This is a genomic window from Pantoea sp. Tr-811, from assembly GCF_011752535.1.
Lineage (GTDB): Bacteria > Pseudomonadota > Gammaproteobacteria > Pseudomonadales > Pseudomonadaceae > Aquipseudomonas.
In genome coordinates, this window is record NZ_VWXJ01000041.1 from 1 (window position 1) to 8912 (window position 8912).

Here is an 8912-nt window from a genome sequence, read left to right on the forward strand (position 1 = left end):
CGCCCGGCTGGCGGGTTTCTGGTGCAGAACACACAGCGTCAGCAGGCTATCGAGCAACGGATCGTCGTGCTGACTGCGTGGATCGTGGTTGAGTTGGACTCGACTGACTTCGGGTTCCACGCGGTGCCTCTCCCTTACGGTTAGGGAGGGGAGAATACACCCATCGGCAACCGCTCGTTACCTCTGAAGACAGAAAACCTGCCTGATTGGCAGGCGCCTTGCGGCAACATTGCCTATGCTGCGCCAAAACCTGTCATCAAGGACCCAGGGGGACGAGGATGGAAGCTTTGTTCTACGTGCAACGCGGCCAGCAGGGGCAACTGGAGCGCGTCGAGCCTGTACCTTACGCCGAGCATACCGAAGTGCTGCCAGCCGACCATACCGAGATCCAGGAATGGTTCGCCGACGGCGTCGTCGAAAACAGCCTCAAGCAGCTCAAGCAGAGCGACCTGGACATGATCCGCGTGCTGGAGGACCTGATCGAGGTGCTGACGGCCAAGGGTGTATTCAGCATCACCGACCTGCCTGCAGGGGCCCAGGCCAAGCTGCTCAACCGCTCCAGCGCGCGCAAGGCGCTGGGGAGCTTGAACAACCTCATCGAGGAAGAGGGGGAAGGGGGGCTGATCTGAGCGGGTGCGCTACCCGCCCCCGCCGATGGGGCCTGTAGGAGCGGGCTTGCCCCGCGAAGCAGGCACCGCGGTGCATGGCACCGGCTGCGCCGGTGTTCGCGGGGCAAGCCCGCTCCTACAACAAGGGATTGCGGTGCGGGTGCCGCTATCAGCGCCAGGGCGCTGGTTCGCCGACCAATTGGCCCTGGATGCCACCCACGCCCATTTCCACCAGCACCCGCCGCTCGCCCTCGGTTTCGACCCGCTCGGCAATCAGCGGCAAGTCGATGCTGTGGGCGGCGCGCTGGATCGCCTCGATGAACAGGCGCTTGTGCTGTTCCTCGTCGATGTTGCGGATGTAGCTGCCATCGATCTTCAGGTAGGCCAGGCCCAGGTGTGCCAGGTTGCCGATCATGCTGAAACGCCCACCGAAGCGCTGCAACGCCAGGCCAAAGCCCAGGTCGTGCAGGCGCCGGGTGAGTTTTTCCAGCGCGGCCTGTTCGGGCAACTGCTCCTCGCCGATCTCGATGATCAGCCGCTGGCCCAGCGCCGCATTCTGCCCCAGCAACTCATACACCCGTTGCAGCGCCTTGGGGTCGGCCAGGGTGGCCGCCGACAGGTTCAGCGCCAGCACCTGCTGGTGGCCGCGCAAGTGCGCCAGCACCTTTTCCAGCACCAGCATGTCCAACCGCGACATCCAGCCAAAGCGCTCAAGCCAAGGCAGGAAGCGCCCTGCCGGCAGCGCCTGGCCCTGCTCGTCGAGCAGGCGCGAAATCACCTTGTGGTGCAGCACTTGCTGGGTGTCCTTGGCATTGACCACGGGCTGGAAGAACAGCTCGAACTGGCCGTTGACGAACGCCTCATCCAGCCGGGTGTGCCAGGCATGCTGGCCATCCCCGGCCACGGCGGCCACGCCTTGCTCAAGGCACACCCACGCCGGCGTCGGCTGGTTCTCGGCACGCGCCAGCGCCTCGTCGGCCAGCTTGAGCAGGGCCTGGGTTTCATCACCGGGGTGATAAGGCGCAAGGCCGATACAGGCCACCGGCTGGACGTCGCTGGCACCGGTTTCGTGCAGGCTTTGCAAGGTGGTGTCCAGGGCATGGGCGAGCTGGATGGCTTCGTCATGCACCATGCCCGGCGCCAGCACGGCGAACTCGCCGCCGCGGCTGCGGGAAATCAGGTCGTTGGTTTCCGGGTAATGGGCACAGGCGCGGCGCAACTGCTCGCCCACCGCCTGCAGCAACTGGTCGGTACGCTGGCCACCCAGGCGGGCGTTGAGCCCGGCCAGGCCCTGCACGCGCAGCAGCAGCAGGTAACCGGAGCGCGCTTCTTCCAGGTTGCTGACCCGAGCGTTGAGCTGCATTTCGAAATAGCGCCGGTTGGACAAGCCGGTCAGGCTGTCCTGGTACGACTCGGCGCGCAGCCGCTCGCTGCGCTCGGCCTGCTCGGTAAACAGCGCCTTGAGCTTTTCCACCATCTGGTTCATGGCCTGCACCACCCGGCGCAGCTCCGGCGTGCGCGGCAGCTCCGGCAGGCTGAGGAATTCACGCCGGGCAATGGCGTGGGATTGTTCAACCATGTAGTCCAGCGGGCGCAGCTGGCGCCGCAACAACAACGCGCCCAGCGCCGCGCTGGCCGCGCCGCACAACAGCAACCAACCGAGGCTGCCCAGGGCGCTTTGCCACAGCTTGGCGATGGCGAACATGGGGTGGCTGACCACCTCGACCCGCGCCGCCTGCTGCCAACCGCGGCTGACGATGGCGTCGCCACCGGCCGCCTCCAGGCCAATCAGGCGGATGAACCAACCCGGCACGCCGCCCGGGTCCGGCTCGGCGTGGCGCTCGACCATCAGCGCGTCGGAACTCAGGTCGACCACCTTGATGCTCGCGTAGTAGCCACTGTCGAAGATCGAGCTGACCATCAGCTCGACCATGGCCGGGTCGTCGATGTTCGGCGTCAGCGACAGCGCCAACGCGGTGGCCGCGTCCTGGGCGTGCGATCGCAACTGGTTGACGTACTGGCTGCGCGAGCTTTCCAGGCTGACCATGAAGCTGCCGCTGAACGCGACCACCAGGAACAGGCAAATGGCCAACAGCAATTGTTTGAACAGTGACATCTGTGCTCCTTCAGTAAACCGGTTCGGCCGGGAACCCTTCGGCCTGCATTTTTTTCAGCACATCCTGCCAACGGGACAGGCGCTTGGTGTCGCCGACTTTCTTGTTGCCTGCAGCGCCGGTCAGCCACAGGCCTTCGCCATTGAAGGCGTACACCGGCAGCAGGTCGGTCCGCTGGCTGGCCGGCTTGATCGCGTCCATCAGGCTGTCGAGCACCAGTGGCTGCGCCTGCGGGCTTGAATAATAGGTCAAGACCATGTGCGCGCGATTCTGGCGCAGCGCCTTGACGTAGGTGATGCGCAGTTTTTCGCTGGGGATGCCCATGCGCCGAAGGCTGAAATACTTGGCGATGGCGTAGTCTTCGCAGTCGCCGGCGCCCTTGATCAACGACTGGATCGGCGTGGCCCAGTAGTCAACCTCATGCCACAAGTCGATGTCCTCGACATAGCGCATCTGGTGGTTGAAGAATTGGTTGACCACCTGCAAGCGCTGCAGCTCGCTGCCTTGGCTCTGGGTAGCCATCAGGTTCTGCCAGGCGTCGATACGGCCCTTGCCGGCGCCCAGCGGGCCATACAGGGCCTGGGACTTGCGGCTGATCTCGGAAAAGTCCCAGTCGGCGTGCAAGCCACCCAGCAGCAGCCCACCCAGCAGCACGGCAAGGCCGACACGTCGTGCGGTGGTTTTAAGCAGCCAGGTGATCGCCACTGCGAAGCCCTGTTCAGGTCATCCGGAAGCAGCGATGGTGCGGCCTCGCGGGGCAAAAAACAATGGCATCCTGCAATCATTCCACCGGCGGTCGGCTCGTTATAACTTTCGTCTTAGGCCCTAGGCAGTAGCGCTTCCTTTGCCAGGCGACTTGCTCCACCATGTTGCTCGCCTTGCTGCGCTCGCCCCAGTGCGGGCGTGGGTTTGACAAGGCCCCATGCCCATTATTAGTGTCGTTGGATCCAATCCCGAGGCAGACCCCGCTTGGCCGAGAAAATCAAACTGAGTAACGTGTTGGCCAGCGAAGCGCTGCCGGCACACCTGGCCCGTGGCGTGATCGAGGAGCGCCTGCGCAGTGCCATTCTCGATGGCCGCCTGCCGCCTGGCACTGCGGTGCGCCAGCAGGAGCTTGCAACCTTGTACGGGGTCAGCCGCATGCCCGTGCGTGAAGCCCTGCGCCAGCTTGAGGCGCAAGCGTTGCTGCGAGTGGAAATGCACAAGGGTGCTGTCGTGGCGCCATTGATCGGCGAGGACGCCGTCGACACCTATGGCCTGCGCGTGCTGCTTGAAACCGAAGCGCTGCGCCAGTCGATCCCGCTGCTCGACGCCGACGACATCGCCCGCGCCCGGGGCTACATCCAGCAGCTGGAGAACGAAACCCGGCATGCCGAAATCGGTCGGCTCAACCGCCTGCTGCACATGGCCCTGTACAGCAAGGCGCACAACCAGAAGCTGTTGCGCCTGATCGAGAACGAGCTGAACGAGGAAGAGCGCTTCCTGCGCTTTCACCTCTCGTCCATGGGGCTGGGCAAGCTGACCCAGGACGACCACAACGCCCTGGTCGATGCCGCCTGCGAAAAGCGGGTGGACGATGCGGTGCAGGTGCTGGAACAACACCTGAACAATGGCGCGCGGGTGATTCGCCAGTACCTGGACAGCCAGGCTGCCCGCTAAGGCCTGAACAGGGGTGTTGCCAAACGCCCCTGCCCCGGCAAACAATGAGACTAATTATCATTCATGCCGGCTGCGCGTCATGCCCCCCGATCACTCCTTGCACACGCTCTACAGCGACCACCACAGCTGGCTGAAGGCCTGGCTGCGCGGCAAGCTGGGCAACGCCGCCGATGCCGCCGACCTGGCCCAGGACACCTTCATGCGCCTGCTGCAACGCCAGGAGCAGTTGCAGCTGAACACGCCACGGGCCTTCCTGCGCACCGTCGCCCGTGGCCTGGTGATCGACCATTGGCGGCGTGAAGAACTGCACCGGGCCTACCTAGAAGCCTTGGCGCACGTGCCAGAAGCCTTGGTGCCATCGGTGGAAAGCCGCGAGCTGCTGCTGGAACTGCTCGAACGCCTGGCGCGCCTGCTCGATGGCCTCAAGCCCAAGGTCCGCCAAGCGTTTCTGCTGGCCCAGTGCGACGGTTTGAGCCACAAGGCCATTGCCGAGCAGATGGGTATCTCGCTGCGTTCGGTCGAACGCTACGTGGCTGATGCCCTGTACCACTGCTACCTGCTGCGCTACGAAGACGAGCGTTGACGTGGCGCCCTCTGCCAAAGCGGTAAAGCTGGCCATCCAGTGGGTACTCAGGCTGCGTGAAAGCGGCAACGACCCACAGCTGTCCCGCCAGTGCGAACAATGGCGGCTGGCCAAGCCGGAGCATGAGCTGGCCTGGCAGCGGGTGATGCACCTGCACCAGGAACTTGACCTGCGTGCCCTCCCCGGCGCTAGCGTGGCCTTGCAGACACTGGAGGCCAGCCAGCGCCGCCTGCAGCGGCGCCAGGCACTCAAGCTGCTCGGCGGCGTCGCCCTGGTGGGTTCGGCCGCGTGGTTGTGCAAGGACCTTGAGCCAGTCGCCGGCTGGGCTTCGGACTACGCCACCGCAACCGGCGAGCGGCTGACCACCCGCCTGCCCGATGGCTCGCTGCTGCAATTGAATACGCGCAGCGCGGTGGACCTGGCATTCACCCCACAGCAACGCCTGCTGCGCCTCAAGCACGGCGAAATGATGCTGACCTGCGAGGGTAGCCAGCCGCTTTCGGTGCAAACGCGAGACGCGCTGCTGGAGGGCTTCGAAGGCCGCTTCACGGTACGCCAGGACGATACCTGCACCCAGGTCAGCGTTGGCCAGGGCAAGGTCGCACTCCACACGCTTGGGCAGGGCAGCCTGCAGTGGCTCGAAAGCGGCCAGCACTGGCGGATCGATGCCAACGGCGCACAGCGCCTGGAGCAGCTGGACATGGACGCCATGGCCTGGAGCGAGGGGCTGATCGTCACCCGCGACATGCGCCTGACTGACTTCCTCGCCCAGGTCAGCCGCTACCGTCATGGCTACCTGGGGTGCAGCGATGACATCGCCGACCTGCGCTTGTCGGGGGTGTTTCGCCTGGAAGACCCCGAGCAGCTGCTGCAACTGCTACCGCAGACGCTGCCCGTGCGCCTGCGCCAACGCACGCGCTGGTGGATACGCCTGGAACGTGCAGCCTAGCGGCCATGGGCGCGGCGTTTTTTTCTGGCGGGTTTTGGCCTGGCGCCCGGCTAGGACAGTAAGCAATGCCTTCTGCCCTTCACGACTCGACGGACGTTCACATGCCCAGCGCTTTACCTGCTTTTCTCCACGATGATTTGCGACCTGCCCAGCAGCGCGCCTTGCTTGCCAGAGCCGTGCGGGCTGCCTTGTTCGGCACGGCACTGGGGTTGGCCAGCGTGCCACTGCTGGCCCAGGCGGCACAGCCCAGCCAAACCAGCCAGGCCTACAGCATCGCCCCCGGCCCCTTGAGCGAAGTGCTCAACCAGTTTGCCCGCCAGGCAGGCATTACCTTGTCGAGCACGCCGCAACTGACCGGTACGTTGCAGTCCGAGGGGCTGCAGGGGCAATTCCCGACTGACCATGCGCTGCGTCAGTTGCTCAACGGCACCGGGCTGGAAGCCGTCAGCCAGGACGGCGGCCGCTATGTGCTGCGTGCCCGCCCAGAGGAGGCAGCGCTGTCGCTGCCAGACACCAACGTGCGCAGCTTCACCCTGGGCAATGCCCTGGGCAGCATGGAGGGCTATAACGCCACCCACAGCCAGGTAGCGACCAAGACCAGCATGCCGTTGGTGGAAACTTCGCAGTCGGTGTCGGTGGTGACCCGCCAGCAGATCGATGACCAGGGCTCGCAGACCGTCGCCCAAGCCATGCGCTATACACCCGGTGTGCTGACCAACCCCTACGGCGCAACCCACCGCTACGACTATGTGGCGATGCGAGGCTTCAACGACGGCTCGGTCGACAACATCTACGTCGATGGCCTGAAGTCGATGGGCGACAACGGCACCTACAGCACCATGCAGGTCGACCCGTATTTCATCGAGCGTATCGATATCCTCAAGGGGCCTTCCTCGGTGCTTTATGGGCGCAGTTCGCCCGGTGGGCTGGTGGCGCTGACCACCAAGAAACCGTTGTTCGAGGCCTATCACCAGGTGCAGGCCACCGTAGGCACCCAGGGCCAGCGCGGCATGGGCTTCGACCTCAGTGGCCCGCTGGACGACGACAAGCGCATTGCCTACCGGCTGACTGGCCTTGCGGATGCTTCCGACACCCAGTTCGACCACAGCAAGGAAGAACGCTACGCCATCGCGCCGGCCATCAGTATCGACTTCACTGAAGACACCTCGCTGACCTTGCAAGCCTACCTGCAGAAGGACCCCAACGGTGGCTACCACGGCGGCAACCCTGCTGACGGCATGCTGCATCTGCGCAATGGCCAACGCCTGTCCGACCACTTCTTCGAAGGCGAGCCGGGTATCGACAACTACGAGCGCACCCAGCAGTCATTCAGTTACCAGTTCGAGCACCGCTTCAACGACGTCTTCACTGCGCGGCAGAACTTCCGCTACCAGGACTCCGATGTGTCGATGGACCAGGTCTACTCGGCGGGGTGGGCGCAGAGCGATCGCAACCTCCTCAATCGCGCTTATACCGGCGGTGACGAGCGGCTGCATTCGTACATCATCGACAACATGCTGCAGGCCGAATTCTTCACCGGTGCTGCCAAGCACACGCTGTTGCTGGGTAGCGACTACCAACGCCGCAAGGCTGACGTGGAATGGCGCTACGGCAGCGTAGGGCCACTGGATACGGCGAATCCGCAGTATGGCCAGGGTAACCTTCAGGTACTGGGCGAAAACCGCTACCAACGCCGTTTGCAGCAGACCGGCGTGTACCTGCAGGATCTGGTCGAGTTGGACCAGTGGCGTTTTTCGCTGGGGCTGCGCCAGGACTGGGTGAAGGTTTCCCAGGAGGACCGCGACAGCAACATCAAGGTCAACGATGCGCGCTCGAAGTTCACCACCCGTGCGGGGGTGCTGTACCTGTTCGAGAACGGCCTGGCGCCCTATGTCAGTTATTCGGAGTCGTTCAACCCCAATACCGTGTCCGACCAACAGGGACGCCCGCTGGCACCGACTGAAGGCACCCAGTGGGAGGCTGGCATCAAGTACCAGCCGCCGGGGAGCGACAACCTGTTCACGGCGTCGCTGTTCCGTATCGAGCAAGAGAACCTGGCTTCCAAACAGCCGAACGAGGACTTCTACCGCCCGGTAGGTGAAGTCCGTTCCCAGGGCCTGGAGCTGGAAGCCCATGTACAGGTCACCGATAACCTCAAGCTGCTGGGTGGCTATACCTTCACCGATATCGAGTATTCGAAGGCGATGCCCAGCCTGGTGTCGAGCGGGGTGGACAACAAAGGCAATTCACCTACCCAGGCACCCAAACAGATGTTCTCGCTGTGGGCGGACTATAACGTTCGCCAAGGGCTACTCGACGGCCTGCGCCTGGGTGGCGGGGTGCGGTATGTGGGCTACAGCTGGGTGGATGCGGAGAACAGCATGAAGGTGCCCGCCTATACCCTGTTCGATGCATCGATCGGTTACGACCTGGGCAAGGTGGGGCTCAAGGGCGTGGATGTGCGCCTGAATGCCAACAACCTCACCAATGAAACCTACGTCACTTCATGTGCCAGCTTGAACTACTGCTACATGGGTGAAGAGCGCAACGTCAGCGCTACGGTCAGCTACCAGTTCTAACGTTCTGCCCAGGCCCTGTAGGAGCGAGCAAAGCTCGCGATGCGCCGCTCGCGGCGCCAGTGCCTAGAAAAGACAAAACCCCTACCTGCTCACGCAGATAGGGGTTTTGCGAAATGAATCTTGACGATGACCTACTCTCACATGGGGAAACCCCACACTACCATCGGCGATGCATCGTTTCACTGCTGAGTTCGGGATGGGATCAGGTGGTTCCAATGCTCTATGGTCGTCAAGAAATTCTGTGTGCTGGCCCGTCGCTTGGACGTGCCTGCGAATCTCTGTAGTTCCTACTTAAAGACAAAACCCCTACCTGCTCGCGCAGATAGGGGTTTTGCGAAATGAATCTTGACGATGACCTACTCTCACATGGGGAAACCCCACACTACCATCGGCGATGCATCGTTTCACTACTGAGTTCGG

Annotated in this window: 7 protein-coding genes and 1 rRNA gene; 5 read left to right on the forward strand and 3 right to left on the reverse strand. The window is 63.4% G+C overall.

Going from position 1 to position 8912, the window contains the following annotated elements; translation table 11 throughout:
* The first annotated feature begins 278 nt into the window (after nucleotides 1-278).
* Complete coding sequence (locus tag F3J44_RS29140; protein ID WP_240158578.1) at nucleotides 279-629, forward strand: tryptophan synthase subunit beta; 351 nt, start codon at nucleotides 279-281, stop codon at nucleotides 627-629.
* Between the two features lie 148 nt (nucleotides 630-777).
* Here F3J44_RS29140 and lapD read toward each other — a convergent pair whose 3' ends face one another.
* Nucleotides 778-2724 carry a cyclic di-GMP receptor LapD gene (lapD, locus tag F3J44_RS29145; protein ID WP_167277948.1) on the reverse strand — a complete coding sequence of 649 codons (1947 nt, stop codon included), beginning with the start codon at nucleotides 2722-2724 and terminating at the stop codon, nucleotides 778-780.
* Between the two features lie 10 nt (nucleotides 2725-2734).
* Nucleotides 2735-3421, reverse strand: a complete 687-nt coding sequence (gene lapG, locus F3J44_RS29150) for a cysteine protease LapG (RefSeq protein ID WP_370526504.1) — start codon at nucleotides 3419-3421, stop codon at nucleotides 2735-2737.
* Between the two features lie 270 nt (nucleotides 3422-3691).
* On the opposite strand from lapG, the gene F3J44_RS29155 reads away from it, so the two are divergent.
* From F3J44_RS29155 to F3J44_RS29170, 4 genes are all read left to right on the forward strand, one after another.
* Nucleotides 3692-4381, forward strand: a complete 690-nt coding sequence (locus tag F3J44_RS29155; protein ID WP_167277949.1) for a GntR family transcriptional regulator — start codon at nucleotides 3692-3694, stop codon at nucleotides 4379-4381.
* A gap of 79 nt (nucleotides 4382-4460) precedes the next feature.
* The gene (locus tag F3J44_RS29160; RefSeq protein WP_167277951.1) at nucleotides 4461-4964 is read left to right on the forward strand and encodes a sigma-70 family RNA polymerase sigma factor; all 504 of its coding nucleotides are present in this window, start codon (nucleotides 4461-4463) and stop codon (nucleotides 4962-4964) included.
* A gap of 1 nt (nucleotide 4965) precedes the next feature.
* The gene (locus F3J44_RS29165; protein ID WP_370526800.1) at nucleotides 4966-5913 is read left to right on the forward strand and encodes a FecR domain-containing protein; all 948 of its coding nucleotides are present in this window, start codon (nucleotides 4966-4968) and stop codon (nucleotides 5911-5913) included.
* 161 nt (nucleotides 5914-6074) lie between these two features.
* On the forward strand, nucleotides 6075-8492 hold the full coding sequence (locus tag F3J44_RS29170; protein ID WP_167277954.1) for a TonB-dependent siderophore receptor: 2418 nt from the start codon (nucleotides 6075-6077) through the stop codon (nucleotides 8490-8492).
* 118 nt (nucleotides 8493-8610) lie between these two features.
* Here F3J44_RS29170 and rrf read toward each other — a convergent pair.
* Nucleotides 8611-8726: ribosomal RNA gene (gene rrf / locus F3J44_RS29175) — 5S ribosomal RNA — on the reverse strand.
* Nucleotides 8727-8912 lie beyond the last annotated feature (186 nt).